The 16,453-nt window shown below is 60.6% G+C and carries 15 protein-coding genes and 1 pseudogene (1 of these 16 cut by a window edge); 4 read left to right on the top strand and 12 right to left on the bottom strand.

Annotated elements, in window-relative coordinates; genetic code table 11:
- Positions 1-899: pseudogene (locus tag ADK28_RS21575) on the top strand (tRNA/rRNA methyltransferase) (it extends 165 nt beyond the left edge of the window).
- A 60-nt stretch (positions 900-959) separates the two neighbouring features.
- Here the strand turns inward: ADK28_RS21575 and emrB are convergent.
- The 7 genes from emrB to ADK28_RS21540 form a co-directional block, all read right to left on the bottom strand.
- Positions 960-2,498 carry a multidrug efflux MFS transporter permease subunit EmrB gene (gene emrB / locus ADK28_RS21570; RefSeq protein ID WP_016929856.1) on the bottom strand — a complete coding sequence of 513 codons (1,539 nt, stop codon included), beginning with the start codon at positions 2,496-2,498 and terminating at the stop codon, positions 960-962.
- A 17-nt stretch (positions 2,499-2,515) separates the two neighbouring features.
- On the bottom strand, positions 2,516-3,688 hold the full coding sequence (gene emrA, locus ADK28_RS21565; protein WP_016929855.1) for a multidrug efflux MFS transporter periplasmic adaptor subunit EmrA: 1,173 nt from the start codon (positions 3,686-3,688) through the stop codon (positions 2,516-2,518).
- 23 nt (positions 3,689-3,711) lie between these two features.
- Positions 3,712-5,163 (bottom strand): efflux transporter outer membrane subunit, encoded by a 1,452-nt coding sequence (locus ADK28_RS21560; protein WP_048796613.1) that lies wholly within the window; start codon positions 5,161-5,163, stop codon positions 3,712-3,714.
- Positions 5,164-5,191: 28 nt separating this feature from the next.
- Complete coding sequence (mprA, locus tag ADK28_RS21555) at positions 5,192-5,710, bottom strand: transcriptional repressor MprA (protein ID WP_004928879.1); 519 nt, start codon at positions 5,708-5,710, stop codon at positions 5,192-5,194.
- 162 nt (positions 5,711-5,872) lie between these two features.
- The gene (ygaH, locus tag ADK28_RS21550) at positions 5,873-6,220 is read right to left on the bottom strand and encodes an L-valine transporter subunit YgaH (protein WP_048796612.1); all 348 of its coding nucleotides are present in this window, start codon (positions 6,218-6,220) and stop codon (positions 5,873-5,875) included.
- Complete coding sequence (locus tag ADK28_RS21545; RefSeq protein ID WP_016929851.1) at positions 6,210-6,956, bottom strand: AzlC family ABC transporter permease; 747 nt, start codon at positions 6,954-6,956, stop codon at positions 6,210-6,212. The genes ygaH and ADK28_RS21545 overlap by 11 nt, the downstream gene beginning before the upstream one ends.
- A gap of 121 nt (positions 6,957-7,077) precedes the next feature.
- Positions 7,078-8,277, bottom strand: a complete 1,200-nt coding sequence (locus tag ADK28_RS21540) for an MFS transporter (RefSeq protein WP_033639538.1) — start codon at positions 8,275-8,277, stop codon at positions 7,078-7,080.
- Between the two features lie 106 nt (positions 8,278-8,383).
- On the opposite strand from ADK28_RS21540, the gene ADK28_RS21535 reads away from it, so the two are divergent.
- Entirely contained in the window at positions 8,384-9,262 is an 879-nt protein-coding gene (locus ADK28_RS21535) for a LysR family transcriptional regulator (protein ID WP_004928891.1), read from the top strand.
- 30 nt (positions 9,263-9,292) lie between these two features.
- Here the strand turns inward: ADK28_RS21535 and proX are convergent, their stop codons facing one another.
- The 3 genes from proX to proV all read right to left on the bottom strand — a co-directional run bounded on the left by proX (position 9,293) and on the right by proV (position 12,665).
- A complete protein-coding gene (gene proX, locus ADK28_RS21530) occupies positions 9,293-10,294 on the bottom strand; it encodes a glycine betaine/L-proline ABC transporter substrate-binding protein ProX (protein ID WP_016929848.1) in 1,002 nt (333 codons plus the stop codon).
- 69 nt (positions 10,295-10,363) lie between these two features.
- Entirely contained in the window at positions 10,364-11,470 is a 1,107-nt protein-coding gene (proW, locus tag ADK28_RS21525; protein WP_016929847.1) for a glycine betaine/L-proline ABC transporter permease ProW, read from the bottom strand.
- On the bottom strand, positions 11,463-12,665 hold the full coding sequence (gene proV / locus ADK28_RS21520) for a glycine betaine/L-proline ABC transporter ATP-binding protein ProV (protein ID WP_033639540.1): 1,203 nt from the start codon (positions 12,663-12,665) through the stop codon (positions 11,463-11,465). The genes proW and proV overlap by 8 nt, the downstream gene beginning before the upstream one ends.
- 126 nt (positions 12,666-12,791) lie before the next feature.
- Between proV and ADK28_RS31770 the strand changes: the two genes are divergently transcribed.
- A complete protein-coding gene (locus ADK28_RS31770) occupies positions 12,792-13,055 on the top strand; it encodes a hypothetical protein (RefSeq protein WP_126186591.1) in 264 nt (87 codons plus the stop codon).
- Positions 13,056-13,071: 16 nt separating this feature from the next.
- On the opposite strand, the gene ADK28_RS21515 is transcribed toward ADK28_RS31770, so the two are convergent.
- Complete coding sequence (locus ADK28_RS21515; protein WP_033639541.1) at positions 13,072-13,758, bottom strand: response regulator; 687 nt, start codon at positions 13,756-13,758, stop codon at positions 13,072-13,074.
- 32 nt (positions 13,759-13,790) lie between these two features.
- Complete coding sequence (locus tag ADK28_RS21510; protein ID WP_033639542.1) at positions 13,791-15,383, bottom strand: ATP-binding protein; 1,593 nt, start codon at positions 15,381-15,383, stop codon at positions 13,791-13,793.
- 326 nt (positions 15,384-15,709) lie between these two features.
- Here ADK28_RS21510 and ADK28_RS21505 point away from each other — a divergent pair.
- The coding region (locus ADK28_RS21505) for a 2-hydroxycarboxylate transporter family protein (RefSeq protein ID WP_048796611.1) at positions 15,710-16,453 on the top strand (744 nt) is incomplete at its 3' end.

Genomic DNA, 16,453 nt, shown 5'->3' with positions numbered 1-16,453 from the left:
CCCGCCGCAGTGAAAGCGATCGTCCTCGCCGTCCGGCGCGCTCTGAAGATCGCGGTGGCAATGAGTCGCCGTGGAGAACCGTCTCACGCGCGCCGAATGAAGAGCCGGCGTTCGATCATGGCGGCATCAGCGGCAAAAGCTTCATCGATCCTGAGCAACTGCGCCGCCAGCGCGCGGAAGAAACCCGCGTTTACGGTGAAAACGCCTGTCAGGCGCTGTTCGCCAGCCGTCCGGAAGCGATTGTGCGCGCCTGGTTCGTGCAGTCGGTCACCCCGCGCTTCCGCGAAGCGCTGCGCTGGATGGCGGCTAACCGCAAAGCTTACCACGTGGTGGATGAAGAAGAACTGGCCAAGGCTTCCGGCACCGAGCACCACGGCGGCGTCTGCTTCCTGATCAAAAAACGTCAGGGCCTGGATGCGCAGACCTACCTGAAAACCGCACCGGCGACCGACTGCGTGCTGGCGCTGGAAGAAGTGGGCAACCCGCACAACCTGGGCGCCATCGTCCGTTCGTGCGCCCACTTCGGCGTCAACGGCGTGCTGCTGCAGGATCCGGCGCTGCTGGAATCCGGCGCGGCGGTGCGCACCGCAGAAGGCGGGGCGGAGCATATCAAGGCGATCAACGCTGACGATTTCCTGTCGGTGCTGGATACCTTCCGCAAGGCGGGTTACACCATCGTCACGACCTCGAGCCACAAAGGCACCGCGCTGGCGCAGGCCAAACTGCCGGCCAAGATGGTGCTGGTGTTGGGCCAGGAACGCGACGGTCTGAGCGACAGCGCCTGGCAGCAGGGTGACATGAACGTGTCTATCGGCGGCACCGGCAAGGTGGAAAGCCTGAACGTTTCCGTGGCGACCGGCATTCTGCTGGCGGACTGGTGGCGTCAGAATCAGGCGTAATCTTTTCTACGTCGGATAAAAAAACGGGCGCCCCAGGGCGCCCGTTTCGTTTATTGCAGCTTAGTGCGCGCCGCCGCCCCCGCCGCCGCCGGAGCTGAACGGCGGTTTCGCCACCCACACCAGCACCAGCAGCACCAGGAACACCCCGGCCGACAGCCAGAAGATTTCGTTGGCGGAGATGATCAGGCCCTGCGCGGTGATCTCGTTGGCGATGTACGCCGACGCCTGCTGCTTGCTCATGCCGAGCTGCTCCAGCTGGTGGTACATCTCCTGCGACTGCGGGTTGTACGGGTTGACGAACTCCGTCAGCTGCGAATGGTGCTGCGATTCGCGCTGCGTCCACAGGGTGGTGGTGATCGAGGTCCCGATCGAACCCGCCAGCGTTCGCGTGAAGTTCGACAGGCTCGATGCCGCCGCCATACGCTCCGGCGGCAGGCCGGACAGCGTGATGGTGGTCAACGGCATGAAGAAGCAGGCGATGGCGAAGCCCTGGACGAACTGCGGCCAGGCGGAAGCGCCGAAGTCCATGCCCGGTTCAAACGTATAGGCGCGCCAGTAGAAGCACACGGCATACATGATGAAGCTGAAGGTCACCAGCCGGCGCATGTCGAGCCGGTTGCCGAACTTGCCGATGATCGGCGACAGCAGCACCGGGATCAGCCCGACCGGCGCCGACGCCAGCCCCGCCCAGGTGGCGGTATAGCCGTACACCTCTTGCAACAGCTGCGGCAACAGCACGATGGCGCCGAAGTACAGCATGTACGCCAGGCTGATGCACAGGCAGCCGATGGTGAAGTTGCGCGATTTGAACAGCGACAGATCCACCACCGGATGGTCGTCCGTCAGCTCCCAAACCACCAGGAACAACAGCGCCACCACCGCCACGACGGTCAGGGTGATGATCTCGGTCGAGTTGAACCAGTCCAGCTCCTTGCCCTGATCGAGCATCACCTGCAGCGAACCGATGCCGACGATCAGCAGCACCAGTCCAACCGTGTCGATCGGTTTGATCTCGGTTTTGGTTTCTCGCCCCTTCAGCGTCGCCATCGCCGCCATGATAACGAAGGCGCCGATCGGGATGTTGATGAAGAAGATCCAACCCCAATGGTAGTTGTCGCTGATGTAACCGCCGAGGATCGGCCCGAAGATCGGCGCGACGATAACGGTCATCGACCAGAGCGCCAGGGCCATCGCCCGCTTGGCGGGCGGGTAGTTATTCAGCAACAGGCTCTGCGACAGCGGGATCAGCGGCCCGGCCACCACGCCTTGGATCACGCGGAAGAAGATCAGCATGCCGAGGCTGTTGGAGATGCCGCACAGCCAGGAAGCGAGGACGAACAGCGCGGTGGACCAGAGGAACAGCCGCACTTCGCCGATGCGCTTCGCCAGCCAGCCGGTGATCGGGATCGAGATGGCGTTCGCCACGCCGAACGAGGTGATCACCCAGGTCCCCTGCGAGTTGGAAGACCCGAGGTTACCGGCAATGGTGGGGATCGCCACGTTGGCGATGGTGGAGTCCAGCACCTGCATGAAGGTCGCCATGGCGAGCGCGACCGTCATCCAGGCGAGCTGGGCGCCTTCAAGCGGTTTCTGTGGCAAGATGGCCTCCCGCGCGCTTAGCCGGCGTTCGCATGGATCACGTCGGCGATCAGCTGGTTAACCGGCGCCAGATTCAACGCCAGCGCGTCGCTCTGGTACAGCGGTTTGTCGCGCACCACGTCAGACAACACGCGGCCGTCCAGATTGGCGGTGTCGACGGTCACCAGCGTCGAAAGACCGATGCGCAGCGGATGATCGGCCACCTGCTTGGCGTCGAGCTCAATACGCACCGGCAGACGTTGCACCACCTTGATCCAGTTGCCGGTCGCGTTCTGGGCCGGCAGCAGCGAGAAGGCGCTGCCGGTGCCCATGTCGATACCGACCACTTTGCCTTGATACACCACGTCATCGCCGTAGACGTCGCTGACCACCGTCGCCGGCTGGCCGATGCGCATGTTGGCGATCTGGGTTTCCTTGAAGTTGGCGTCAACCCAGATGTGATCGGCCGGCACCACCGCCATCAGCGGCGAACCGGCGGCGATCTGCGCGCCGACCTGCACGCTGCGGCGCGAGACATAACCGGTAATCGGGCTGATCACCTTGGTACGCTGCAGCGCCAGCCAGGCGTCGCGCATCTGCGCGGCGGCCTGTTGGATCGCCGGCTGCTGTTCCAGCGGGGTATTCAGCACCATCGCCTGATTGGCGTTGTATTGCTGCACCGCCACTTCCAGGGCTGCCTTGGCGCTGTCGACCGCATCGCGCGCGTGTTGCAGTTCTTCGCGGCCGATGGCGTCGACGCTGCCCAGCACCACGCGGCGTTTCAGATCGTTCTCGGCCTTGCTCAGATCGGTCTTGCGCAGGGCGATGTTGGCCTGATATTGCTTGCTGTTGATGATCAGCTGGTGGGTCTGACGCACGCTGTTGGCCAGGCCGGTCTTGGCGCGTTCAAACGCCTGCTCGGCATCGGTCGGATCGAGCGTCAGCAGCACGTCGCCCTGCTTGACGTAGTCGGTGTTGTCGAAATTGACGCTGTTCACGCTGCCGGACACCTGGGCCATGATCTGCACCTGGTTGCCGGAGACGTAGGCGTCGTCGGTTTCCTGATGATGACGCAGCACCAGGAACCAATACACTAAGTAAGCCACCCCTATGACAATGAAAATAACCGTCAGCAACAGCAGCCAAAATTTGCGCTGCTTCTTTTTGCCGCTCGGCTGCTGCGGGTTTTGAGTTTCCGCGCTTGCGCTCATGGTGTTCTCCAAGCCTTATATTATTATGCTTTCGAATCCGGTGCGGCCGGGGCCTGATAGCCACCGCCCAGCGCGCGGATCAGTCCTATCTTCGCCTGCAGTAAATTGCTGCTGGCATTCAACTCAGCCTGTTGCTGCTGTAATAGCTGCGTTTGGCTGGTCAACAGATCGTCGCGCCCGATAATCCCTGCCTGGTAACGGGCGTTGGCGACCTGGTACACCTGTTGCATCGACTGGGCCGCGGACGCCGCCTGCAGCTGCTGTTGCGCAGAACTCTGCTGGATGGTGATGGCGTCAGCGGTTTCCTGTACCGCATTCAGGATGGTTTGGTTGTAGGATTCCACCGCTTCGTCATACAGCGCGGATTCCTCGCCCAGCTTGCTGCGCAGCGCCCCGGCGTGGAAGATCGGCAGCGAGATCGCCGGCATCACGTTCCAGGCCTGGCTGGCCGCTTCAAACAGATTCGGGCTGGTGCCACTGGTATTGGTGGTCATCAGGCCGGCGAAGGCTGAAATGGTCAGGCTGGGATAAAACTCTTTACGCGCGGCGCTGACGCGCTGGCTGTAAGATTCCACCAGCTGGCGTTGCGCGGCGATGTCCGGGCGTTTACCCAGCAGATCCGCCGTCAGCTCGCCCTGCGGCGCCATCAGGTTGTCTGCGGGCAACGGCACCTGACGCAGGTGCTGCATGGCGTTCGGCCCCTGGCCCGCCAACGCGGCAAGCTGGTGTCTGAGCTGTTCGATTTGCGACTGCAGCTGCAGGATCTGCTGCTTGGCGACGTCGGACTGCGCCTGGGTCTGTTGCGGCACATCGACGCCGGTCAGCCCGGCCTGATAGCGCTGTTGGCGCAGCGCGGTCAGGCGCTCATTGTTGTTTACTTCCTGCTGCAGCAGCTTCTCGAGCGCCAGATTGCTCTGCAGCTGGTAGTAGGCGGACGCCACCGAGCTGGTCAGCGTCAGCGCCGCCTGTTCCTGCTCGGCGCGCGCGGCGTTGACCTGCGCCTTGGCGGCGTTCACCTGGTTGCGGTATTTGCCCCACCAGTCGAACTCGTACGCCAGGTTCAACCCCAGCGAGTTGGAGCTTTCGTAGATCGGCTTATGCGGATACCCCAGCCCCATATTGACGTTTTGCGGCACGCGCTGGCGCTGGGTGCTGGCGTTCAGATCCAGGTTCGGCCCGTTGGCGGCGCTGGCTTCACCCACCACGCTCTGCGCTTCGCGCACGCGGGCGGCGGCTTGACGCAGGGTCGGCGAGCTTTGCAGCGTCTGCGTCATCAGGGTATCCAACTGCGGATCCTTGAGGGCGCGCCACCACTGCGGGCTGACGGCCAGCGAACTGACTTTCGGCTGAGCCAACTGCAGGCTCTGCGGATCCATCAGCGTGGATTGCGGGGCAATATTATCGGTCGAAGCACACCCGGCCAGCAGTAACACGGCGAACAGCGGGGTGAATCTCCAGTGAAATGGGGATCGCATAAGTAGGTACCTGAACAGAAATTGTGAATTAGGGTAACTGTTCTGTGATTTCCATTTGATCCAGACGTGCCAGCAATTTGCGCGTCAGCTGTTCCAGCTGTTTTTGCTCATCGTCGGTCAATGTGGACCACAGGAAATGCAGACATTGATGCTGCGGCGGCAGCAGTTGACTGAGAAATTCTTCCCCCTGCGGCGTCAGGTGCAGATGCAGGCAGCGGCGATCGTTGTCGCTTTCCCGGCGCTCGATCCAGCCGCGTTTCTCCAGCTCGTCGGCGATGCGGGTCGCATTGGTGCGCGAGGAGCCTAAGGCAGAGCTTAGCTCAGAAGGTTGGATGCTGTGGCTTTCCTGCGCATCCAGGGTAATCAGCGCCATAAACAGTGTTTCGTTAATCCCCTGCGCTTTGAGCATCTTATTGCGGTTTTCCAGCAGCTTGCCTTGCATGTGCATGCACAGGCGGGTCAGCAGGATTTCCTGATAAGGGAAATCTTTCTGCCGCGTGGCGCGGAAATTCAGCATTTGTTCTATGGGGGCAAACGAGCTTTCCATAATTTAGGGCCTCATTAATTTCGTTCGAGATAGTAACGACGGTGACAAATAATGTAAATGTTCAGCCGTGCGGATAATTTAGCAATTCGTGTCATTTGTCAGTGTTTGTAAAGATGTGGCGCCTGAAAACGCCAGTGTGAAGCCAAACGATCGGGAGCGGCGTCAGCCCGCGCCGAAAATCATTAACAGCTTTAATGTGACGCCAAAGGCCGTTGCGCCGAGCAGCGTCGACAGAATGATGCTTTTGCTGCGGAAGAAGCACAGCGCCAGCGCGGCGAACCCCACCAACGTCGGCAGCAGTTTGTCCGGCTCGCGCATCACCACCGGCGTGCTGGAGACCACCAGCAGGGCGCAGATCGAGGCGATGCCGATGCTGTCGAGCAGCAGGGCGGCTTTACCGCGTTTGAGGCCGGGCTGGGCGCGCGCCGGCGCCAGCCGCAGCGGCAGATAACGGAACAGGTAATTGGCGCAGCCCACCACCAGGCCGATCACCAGCACATCAGTGTTCATGGCTGGCCTCCGCAGGGGCAGGTTGGAACAGAGCGGCGACGCAACCGGCGCCGATGCCGGCCAAAATGGCGACCGGGATGGAGAATAGCACCACGCCGAGCAGCGCGCCGGCCAATGAGGCTGCGATGGTCAGGCTCTGCGGACGCCGGAAGGCGGCCAACAGGAAGCTGAGAAACAGCGCCGGCAGCATGAAGGCCAGCGAGGCCTCGATCACCGGGAACTGCTCCAGCGGGCCGTTGCCGAACAGCGCGCCGAGCGCGGTGCCGGCCACCCAGGAGAGCCAGGAACAGAGCGCGATGCCCAGCATCCAGTTTTCGCTCCAGCTGCGGTTATTGCGCATCAGTCTGGCGGTGGCGGCGGCGAAGACCTCATCGGTCAGACCAAAGGCCCACATCGCCGTTTTACCGGGCGACATGCGCGAGACGATACGATGACGCAGCGCCGGGCCGTACAGCAGGTGGCGCACGTCCATCGCCATCACCGTCAATGCGGAGACCCACAGCGACATCCCGGCGCTCAGCAGGGCGGTGATCACGAACTGGCTGGCGCCGGCGTAGATGATGCAGGAGAAGAAAATGCTTTCCAGCGGGGAAAAACCCAGTTTGACGGCGCTGAGGCCGAAGGCGAACGCCACCGGGACATACCCGATGACGATCGGCAAACTGTCGACGACGCCGTTGGCGAAGGTGGCGCTGACGGCGGGCGGATTGAGGCTGTCTGCAGCTTGGCTTTGCATGGTTGTGGATCGCAGGGTAGATAGGACTTCAATAGTTTATGCCCAGAACATTACCAGAGAGTAAGTAATGTTTATACCCTGCACCGCTAATAAATTTCTTTAGTGACTATTTGCACGATAATCAGATTGTCGCGGGCCCCTGCGGATCGTGGTGCTTGCCGAGCCACCAGGTCAGCAGGTTGAGCAGGCATAACACCCCGCCGGCGGCGGCCACGCCGTACCAACCGGCATGTTGATAGGCCGAGGCGGAGAGCAGTGAACCGAGAGCGCCGCCGATAAAGTAGCTGGTCATGTAGCCGGCGGTCAGGCGGTTGCGCGCGTCCGGCATGATGCGGTACATCACGCTCTGGTTGGTGACGTGCACCGCCTGCACCGCCAGATCGAGGATCAGGATGCCGGCGATCAGCGCCCACAGCGATTGTTTGGCGAACGCGATAGGGATCCAGGACAGCAGCAGCAACACCAGGCCGACGGTGGTGGTCAGCCCGGCCTTGCCTTTGTCCGCCAGATGCCCGGCGCGCGAAGCGGCCAGCGCCCCGGCGGCGCCCACCAGGCCGAACAGCCCGATCACTCCCTCGGAATAGTTGAACGGCGGCGCGGCGAGCAGAAAGGCCATTGAGGTCCAGAGCACGCTGAAGTTGGCGAACGACAGGGCGCCGAGGATGGCGCGGGTGCGCAGCAGCGGCGTGCGGCAGAACAGGCTGAAGATCGAGGCCAGCAGCTGCGGGTAGTTCAGCCCGGAGTGTTGCTTATAGCGCGGCAGCGCGCGCCACAGGATCAGCGCCATCAGGATCATCAGCACGCTGGCGACCCAGTAGATGGTGCGCCAGCCGCCGAACGACGCCAGTGCGCCCGCGACGGTTCGCGCCAGCAGGATGCCGAGCAGCAGGCCGCTCATGATGATGCCGACGGTCTTGCCGCGCTTTTCCGGGTGGGCCAGCGTGGCGGCCAGGGGCACCAGGATCTGCGCCACTACCGAGAACAGCCCGGTGAGCGCGGTGCCGAGGATCATCATCGGCAGCGTGGCGGAGGTGGCGGTGATCAGCATGCCGCCGGCGGCCAGCAGCGTCATGAAGACGATCAGGCCGCGGCGTTCGAACATGTCGCCGAGCGGCACCAGCAGCAGCAGGCCGGTGGCGTAACCGAGTTGCGCGGCGGTGACGATAAAGCCGGCCTGGTTGACCGACAGGTTGAAACTGGTGGCGATGGTTTCCAGCAGCGGTTGCGCGTAGTAGTTGCTGGCGACCGCCAGGCCGGTGGCGATGGCAATCAGCACGGTCAGCGCCGGGCTGAGGCCCGGATGGGCGTTTTGTGGGTTCATGATTTTTTTTATCACGGGAAGAAGATAGCGCGCAGTATCCGGCAACGCGTCTGCGGAAACCAATGTATAATTTTCATTTGATTTATCTCATTTCAAGATAGATGTCATGAACCTGAAACAGATCCGCTACGCGCTGGCGGTGGCGGAAGAACAGAGTTTCACCCGGGCGGCGCAGCGCTGCCATACGGTGCAGTCGGCGCTCAGCCACCAGATCGCCAAACTGGAAGAAGAGCTGGGCTGTACGCTGTTTGAACGCACCTCGCGCCGGGTGCGGTTGACCCCCGCCGGCCAGGCTTTCATTCCGTCGGCGCAGCGACTGTTGGCGGCGCAGCAGGCGCTGGTGGAAGAGGTGACCGCCGCCGGCGATGCGGTGTCCGGCACCCTGACCATCGGCACGATTTCAACCATAAACGCGATTGATCTGACCGAAAAGCTCGACAAGTTTCATCGCCACTATCCGGCGGTGAACATCCGCCTGTACGTTGGCATGAGCGAAGCCCTGCTGGAGGATGTGCGTCAGCAGAAGTGCGATATGGCGTTCGTCGGCATTTGGCCCGGCGATGTCGATTTACTGCCGATGTCGCACCGGCAGTTGACCGATGAGCCACTGGTGGCGCTGGTGGCGCCGCAGCACCCGCTGGCCAACCGCGAGCGGGTAAACCTGCAAGCGCTGGCGGAAGTCCCGCTGGTGGATTTCTACAGTGGCACCGGCGCGCGGCGCCAAACCGATCGCGCCTTCCTGGCGGCGGGCATCCGCCGACACGTCAGTTTTGAGATAGATCATATCGAATGGCTGGAGAATTTGGTGCGGCGTGGATTGGCGGCGGGCATCGTACCTGTCTCGACCGCGCAACGCTTAAGCGCGCTGGTGTCGATTCCGATTGAAGACGGGCCGCGGCGCCAGGTGTATTGCATCTGGCCGCAGCCCTTGTCGAACGCCGCCGCACGTTTTTTACAGTTCAGCGGCATCGATATGGCGGGGTAGGGGCGCGGCAAAGGCGGCGCCCCTGAACGGTTACGACTTCGCCGCTGCGGCGGCGGTTTTCACCCAGCCGTCGAAGGTCGCCTGGTGCGCCTTGATCCAGCCGTTAACGTGGTTCTGGATATCGGCTTCCGAAGCCTGGCCTTCATGCATGCGCAGGTTTTGTGCGTTGATGTCGGCGATCGGCAGCTTCATGATGGCGAACAGCTTGGCGGCCGCCGGATTGGCTTCGGCCCACTGTTTGTTGGCGGCGATGCGCATGGTGTTGACCGGGAAGCCGTAGTTGGCGCCGTTAGGCAGCTTGGTGTCGACGTTCTTCTGCTCGCCCGGCAGCGAGGAGAACGGCACCTGCAGCCAGACCACGTCGCGGCCCGGCACCATCACATCGCTGACCCAGTACGGCGTCCAGGTGTAATACAGCACCGGTTTGCCCTCTTTGTAGCGGGTGATGGTGTCGGCGATCATCGCCGCGTAGTTGCCCTGGTTGTGTTCGACGGTGTTGCTCAGGCCGTAGGCCTTGATGTGGTGGTTGATCACCGCTTCGCAGCCCCAGCCCGGGGTGCAGCCGGTCAGATCGGCCTTGCCGTCGCCGTTGGTGTCGAACAGTTTGGCGATCTTGGGATCCTTGAGCTGCTCGACGTTGGTGATGTGGTATTGCTCGGCGGTTTTCTTGTCGATCAGGTAGCCCTGCGCGGCGCCGTTGACGTAGACGCCTTCGCGGTAGAACTTGGCGTCGCCGCCGGCGGCCTTGTACTGATCGGCGTGCAGCGGATCCCAGTTGACCGCGATAAAGGTCGCATCTCCGGAGGCGATCGAGGTGTAGGCGACGTTGTAATCCACTTCACGCGGTTCTTTCACGTCATAACCCAATTTTTCCAGCGCTTTGCTGACCAGCAGCGTCTGGAACGTCTCTTCGGATATGGTGCTTTGCACCGGCTGTACCGCGATCCCCTTGCCGGGTAAATCTGCCGCGCTCACGCTCTGTGAGCCAATCAGCGTCGTCAGGGCGAGAGCCCAGATGCCCGTGGTGCGCATAGTGTTTCCCCTCTTTCGATGTGGTGGTGTCATAGCCCGCCGGGGCCGCAGCCGCCGGCGGGAAAAGCGTCAGGCTTGCTTGATGAACGGGCGAGTCAGCAGCCCGATGGGGCCGCGGCGATACCAGCGGCCGATGCCTTTACTGCGGCGATCGCGCCCCAGCGATTGGGTGAGGCGATCGAGAATGATCGCCAGGATCACGATGCCGACCCCGCCGACGGCGGCCAGGCCCATGTCCAGTCGACCGATGCCGCGCAGCACCATCTGGCCCAAACCGCCGACGGCGATCATCGAGGCGATGACCACCATCGACAGCGCCAGCATCAGCGTCTGATTCACGCCGGCCATGATGGTCGGCATCGCCAGCGGCAACTGCACCTTGAACAGCAGTTGGCGCGGGCTGGCGCCGAAGGATTCGGCGGCCTCGATCAGATCCTCCGGCACCTGTTTGATGCCCAGAATGGTCAGACGCACGATCGGCGGCAGCGCGAAGATGATGGTGACCACCACGCCCGGCACGTTGCCGATGCCGAACAGCATGACGATCGGCACCAGGTAGACGAAGGCCGGGGTGGTTTGCATCGCGTCGAGCAGCGGTCTAATCACCTTGGCGGCGTGCTTGCTGCGCGCCAGCCAGATGCCGAGCGGCAGGCCGATAAGGATGCAGAAGAACAGCGCGGTCAGCACCAGCGCCAGCGTGACCATCGCCTGTGACCAGGCGCCAATGGCGCCGATGGCGATCAGGGAGAGCAGCGTCGCGGCGCCCATGCCGAGGCCCGAGACCTGCCAGGCGAGCAGCGAGAACACCAGAATGGCGATCGGCGCCGGCATGCCCAGCAGCAATTGCTGGAAGCCGCTCAGGATCATGTCCACCGGCACGCGGATGCCCTGGAACAGCGGGCGGAAGTGCAGCACCAGCCAGTCGATGCCTTGCGTGACCCAGGTGTCGAACGGCACCCAGGCTTTGTGGAACGGATCGAGCAGGCTGAAGTGCTCCGGCTGCGCCGGGGCGCCGCTGAGCCAATCGGCGCTTTGCCCGGCGGCGTCATGAGCGGCCGGCGGCGGCGCGCTGGACCAGGCGTCGCCGGCGTTGGCGGCGGCATCGCTGGCAGGTGCGGAGCCGGTATCGGCCGCTGCGGTAGCCCAGGGATCTTGGGTTTGCGTGGTATCACTCATTGGTTGAGCCCTCCTTGTCCAACGCCTGCAGCAGCATGGCCTTGGAGATGATGCCGAGATAGTTATGTTCTTCGCTCACCACCGGCACCGCGCACGGCGCCTGGGCGACCAGGGAAATCAGATCGCTGAGCGGCGTGTCGGCCGGCACTGCGGCGGGGGCCTCGAGCAGGGCATCGTCCAGCGTTTGATTGGCGGACAGCGCTTTTTTCAGCGACTCTATCGACACCACGCCGATAAATTTCTTCCCGCGTTCAACAACATAACCATAATCACGGTCCTCATCGCGCAGCAGCTGCAGCGCCGAGCGAGGGCCAAAACCGGGGGTTTTGCGGATCAGCGTCACCGGGCGCCGTTGGGCGATATCCTTGGCGCTGAACACATGACTGATGTCCACGCCGCGGAAGAAGGTGCGCACATAGTCGTTGGCCGGGTTGTTCAGGATCTCGTCCGGCGTGCCGACCTGGATCACCTCACCGCCCTGCATGATGGCGATGCGATCGCCGATGCGCATCGCCTCGTCCAGATCGTGTGAGATAAACACGATGGTGCGTTGATGCTGGGCCTGTAATTTCACCAGCTCATCCTGCATTTCGGTGCGAATTAACGGATCGAGCGCCGAGAAGGCTTCGTCCATCAATAATATATCCGGGTTATTGGCCATGGCGCGGGCTAATCCTACGCGCTGGCGCATACCGCCGGATAATTCATCCGGATAAGACAGCGCATAATTCTCCAGCCCGACCTGACGCAGGGCATCCAGCGCTTTTTCCTGGCGTTCCTGCAGCGGCATGCCGGCTAATTCCATACCAAAGGCAGTATTATTCAGGACATTCATGTGCGGCATCAGCGCGAATGACTGGAATACCATGCTGATCTTATTTCGCCGCACGGTGCGCAGCGCGGTGTCGGATATTTTGGCGATGTCCTCACCGTCGATCAGCACCTGACCGCGGGTGGGTTCTATCAGACGATTGAGAAGGCGTACCAGGGTGGACTTGCCGGAACCGGAGAGCCCCATGATGACAAATATCTCGCCTTCTTCAATGGCCAGAGTGGCGTCTTTTACGCCGAGCGATAAGCCGGTTTTTTCAAACAGCCGATCTTTTGTCAGACCTTTATCCAGCAGTTTGAATGCGCGTTCCGGGTGTTCGCCAAATATCTTATACAGGTTCTTTACTTCGAGTTTAATTGCCATGCAATTTGCTGTTTCCTCTGGTTTAATTAACGCGTTATGGGCTGTCCTTAGCAAAATAAAAGAGCTTTTTACCCTAACACAGTGAATATCTGAGACAACCCTCAATGTCATTTAAATGGGATATTAGTGGTTTACATCAAGGTTTTAATTAGTTATGGTAATTTGGCCCGTGACTCAAAATTGACGGCCATTATTCGGCATAATGGTTTGGTTTTTGGGAAAATAATACGGTGTGGCGCAGAGAGATATTTTGGCGCCGCGCCTGCCGTTCGGATAATAAAAAACCCGACCAGAGGCCGGGCAAAAGTCATCAGTATTTCATCAGTTTTAACGACAGGTGCCGATATCGAGGGGGATATCGTCGAGCGTCATGTTATCGCCTTAGTATGACAGCCAGATGGCAGCCTCAGGCCTTGCGGTACAGCCGCCGCGGATGGCCGATATTGCCGTACAGCATCTCCACCCGTACGAACTGGGTGGCGACGCAATATTCCAGATAACGGCGGGCGGTGGTTTTGCTGATGCCGACCTGTTCGACCACGTCTTCCACCGCATGCGCCACCGCCGGCTGGGCGATAAACAGCGCCTGCACCAGCTCGAGGGTATTGGTTTCGATGCCTTTGGCGCTCGGCTCGCTGGAGAACTGCTTCGACTGCAGGTTGTACAGCGCATCGACGTTGTCCTGATCGATGATCTTGAAGGTGCGCTGGGTCTGCACGAACTGCATAAAGCGTTCGAGCGAATTGCGCAGTCGCTTATAGGACACCGGCTTGATGATGTAATCGAAAGCGCCGTTGCGGATCGCCTGGCTGCAGGTATGCATGTCGCTGGCGGCGGTGATGAAGATCACCGAACAGGCGGGGTTCTTCACCGCCGGCTCTTCCATCAGCTCGATGCCCTGGCCGTCCGGCAGGAAGTTATCCAGCAGGATCAGCCGCGGCTGATGCGCGTTGGCTTTGGCCCGCGCTTCGGCCAGCGTGGCGGCGTAAGCCACCACCCGCAGGTTGAAATTTTTCTCGATGAACTCCGCGTGCAGCGTCGCCAGTTGCGGCTCGTCTTCCACGATCAGAACGTCCAGTGTTAGGTGTGACATAATCGGGTGCTCAAAAAATCGGGTTATGGGTTTTATTTAGGGATAAATATAGAGAATATCGCGCCGTGCGGCTCATTGTCCGACACTTCTATGCTGCCGTGCGCCTGCGCCACATGGCTGGCGACCAGATGCAGGCCGATGCCGTGGTCGCTTTTATCCGCTTTGGTGGTGACGCCCTGTTCAAACAGCGTATCACGAATCTCCTCGGCGATGCCGGTGCCGCGATCCGCCACCTCGATCACCAGCTCGTCGCTGCCGTCGCTGATATAGAGTTCGATCGCGTCGTGCGGCGCCGGGCAGTGCAGCGTCGCTTCCACCGCATTATCCAGCAGATTGCCGACGATCGACATCAGTTCGGTCTCATTCAGCGCCGCCGGGATCTGCCGCAGTTGGCAAGCCGGATCGAAGCGCAGCTCGATGCCTTTTTCTCTGGCGCTGGAATATTTGCCCAGCAGCAGGCCGCACAGCGCCGCCGAACTGAAGCGCTGCGAGATGAAATCGAGGATCTCCTGCGCGCCCTCCGACTGGGCTTCCACATAGCGGATGGCCTCGTCGTAGCGCTGCATATGCAGCAGCCCGGCCAGCGTGGCGGTCCAGTTCAGCTGCTCGTGGCGCATGATGCGCAGATTGTCGGCATAGCGTTTCACCTGGCTGAGCTGGCTGCTCAGGGTATTGATATCGTTCTTGTCGCGGAAGCTGATCACCCAGCCTTGCAACTCCTGCTCCTGCATGATGCGCACCCGGCTGGCGATCACCCGCACGTGGTTGAAGCGGCACACCTCGTCATGCGTATCCTGGCCCAGTTGCGCGGCGGCGAAGAAGTCCGGCTGCGCCTGGATCACGTCGCCGATCGGCCGGCCCAGCAAGCTGGCGGCGGGCTGGTGCAGATCCAATAGCTCGCGCGCCGCATGGTTGATGGTGATGATCCGCAATTGCGGATCGATGGCGATCACGCCCTCATAAATGGCTTCCAGCAGCGCTTTTTGCTGGCGCACCAGCAGCGCGATCTCTTTCGGTTCCAGCCAGAACATCTGGCGCTTGAGATTTTTCGACAGCAGCCAGGAAAAAACGAACAGGGCGATCAGCAGCAGAACGATGGAGCCGATAATTTGCGTCAACGTCCTGGCATTTAAATTATCGATGTGCGATTTCAAATAGCCGACGGAAACGATGCCGATCACGTGATTATTTTCATCCAGGATCGGCGCCTTGCTGCGCAATGAAACGCCAATGCCGCCCTTGCGAATGGAAATAATGCTTTTCCCTTCCAGCACCTCTTTATTATCGCCGCCGATCATCGGCGTGCCCAAGCGGCCTTCGTATTCGGAATGATAAAGATGGCGGGCGTGATTATCGCCGATGACGATATAACTGGCGTCGCTGCTGGCGCGGATTTTTTTCATCAGCGCGGCAATTCTGGCGGCGTCGTGTTTTTCCACCGCGTCCACCAGCGAAGGGATAAGGGCGATTTCCCGCGCCTGCACCTGGGCGCGGGCGCCGAGATCGCGGTGCAGTTGCGCATCCAACTGGTAATAGGTGTAGGCGCCGATACAGGTCAGCAGCAGGCAGGAGAAGGCCACCAGGCACAGAAACAGTTTGATTTGAAATGAGAGTTTGAGGCGCATGGCGGAGCTTCACCGTAAAGAGATCCTGAAGCCTTACCCTATCACGAGAAGCGGGGTCTGTAATATTGCGCCCGATCAACTTGTGATCCCTCACACGGGATTAGAGTGAACCGGACGAGAATTGTTCGCCTGCGATAAAATTGATAAGCTTTAAAATAAAAACGGTATTAACACCATTAAAACCACGTCGGTTTTTACATAATCTTAATTAACCCCATAGAAACCATAACCACCATTAAAAACCCTTTTTAACTTTGAACATAATCACAGCAGATAATCCGTGCGCTTCTCTATGATGGCTGAACAAACTAATAAGAGGCCAGATTATGAGCACAACAGATGATTCTTACCTCGTAGCCAAAGACAAGACCGCCGATATTCCTCTGCGTGAGAAATGGTGGCGGATACTGGACAATTATAAAGTAGGGATTATTCCGTTACCGTTCTTTATTCTGGCCGGCGTATTGATTCTGCTCGACTGCCTGGAAGGCAAATTGCCGAGCGATATCGTGGTGATGGTGGCCACCCTGGCGTTCTTCGGTTTCGCCTGCGGCGAATTCGGCAAACGGCTGCCGTTGATCGGCAAAATGGGCGCGGCGGCGATCTGCGCCACCTTCATTCCTTCCGCGCTGGTGCACTATGGCCTGTTGCCGGACGTGGTGGTGGAGTCGACCACCAAGTTCTACAAATCGACCAACATTCTTTATCTCTACATTTGCTGCATCATCGTCGGCAGCATCATGAGCATGAACCGCCAGGTGCTGATCCAGGGCTTCCTGCGCATCTTCATTCCGATGCTGTGCGGCGAGATCGTCGGCATGCTGGTGGGGATGGGCGTCGGCATGGCGCTGGGCCTGGAGCCGTTCCAGATCTTCTTCTTCCTGATCCTGCCGATCATGGCCGGCGGCGTGGGTGAAGGGGCGATCCCGCTGTCGATGGGCTACGCGGCGATCCTGCACATGGAGCAGGGTGTGGCGTTGGGGCGCATTCTGCCGATCGTGATGCTCGGCAGCCTGACCGCCATCGTCATCGCCGGCATGTCGGTGATTTTGCTGGGCGTGATCTCGATA

The sequence above is a fragment of the Serratia sp. 506_PEND genome (genome assembly GCF_001076875.1).
GTDB classification, from domain to species: domain Bacteria; phylum Pseudomonadota; class Gammaproteobacteria; order Enterobacterales; family Enterobacteriaceae; genus Serratia; species Serratia marcescens.
The sequence above is the reverse complement of the archived record's forward strand: the minus strand, read 5'-3'. Positions and strand labels throughout refer to the sequence as shown.